Origin of the sequence: Lacinutrix mariniflava (genome assembly GCF_001418015.1) — a bacterium.
GTDB lineage: Bacteria > Bacteroidota > Bacteroidia > Flavobacteriales > Flavobacteriaceae > Lacinutrix > Lacinutrix mariniflava.
In genome coordinates, this window is record NZ_LIQG01000003.1 from 1 (window position 1) to 1,058 (window position 1,058).

Sequence of the window (1,058 nt, forward strand, 5' to 3'; positions counted from 1 at the left end):
CGTAGACCAAAATCAAGATTTAGCAGCCTACTTTAAAGTAAGAAGCATTCCAACACTAGTGTTTTTTCAAGACGGAAAAGTAGCAGATAAACACACAGGATTACTTACAGAAAGAGAACTAAGATTAAAAATAGACGCGCTAGAAGTAGCTGTAACCCAATAAAAACAGGCTGTCCATGCATAAGGAACTTTTGTCCATTTTTAAAGGCAAGTTCTCGTCGCATCTTTGCAGTGTAATTAATTAGTAATATTAAAAACCGAAAATTATGAAAACAATACAAAACATACAATGCCCAAATTGTTGGGGATACCAAACATACGACGAGCAAAACCCAGAACAACAATTATGCAAATGTTCTAACTAAAAGTTAAAAACAACAAACAAACATAAATAGTATTTCCGCGAAAGCGAAAAACATAAAAACAAAAACAATGAGCACAAGAATTAAAACATTAGATCCAGCAACAACAACAGGAAAAGCTAAAGATTTATTTAACGCAGTACAAAAGAAATTAGGTTTTATACCAAACCTTATTAAAGTATTTGGAAACTCTCCAGCAACATTACAAACGTATTTAAGTTTAGGAGAATTAACAGCAAGTGGTGATTTTTCAAACAAATACCGTGAACAATTAGCATTAGCAATTGCCGAAACAAACTCATGTAACTACTGTTTATCTGCGCACACAGCAATTGGTAAAATGAATGGTTTAACCGAAGAGCAAACACAACAAAGTCGCCAAGGTTTTGCAAATGAAGATAAAGATCAAGCAGGATTACAATTTGCACAGGCCGTAACATTAAATCGCGGACAAGTATCTACAGAAGCCATTGCAGAAGTAAAAGCAGCAGGTTTTAACGATGGCGAAATATTAGAAATAGTACTTAATGTAGTGTCTAACACATTAACAAACTATGTAAACCATATAGCAGAAACAGAAGTAGATTTCCCATCTGTAGAAGCAGGAAAATTTACAGTAGCACAATAATTACAACGTGTCACTTCGAGTGGTTTTTGTAAAAGGTACTAGGTGTGGTCGGCGTCTCTCAAGGGGCA

2 protein-coding genes are annotated in these 1,058 nt (G+C 34.8%); both read left to right on the top strand.

Annotated features, from left to right (window positions below; translation table 11 throughout):
* The coding region (locus tag ASC44_RS18410) for a thioredoxin family protein (RefSeq protein WP_161804988.1) at nt 1–163 on the top strand (163 nt) is incomplete at its 5' end.
* 269 nt (nt 164–432) lie between these two features.
* A complete protein-coding gene (locus ASC44_RS00020; RefSeq protein ID WP_055445592.1) occupies nt 433–990 on the top strand; it encodes a carboxymuconolactone decarboxylase family protein in 558 nt (185 codons plus the stop codon).
* Nucleotides 991–1,058 lie beyond the last annotated feature (68 nt).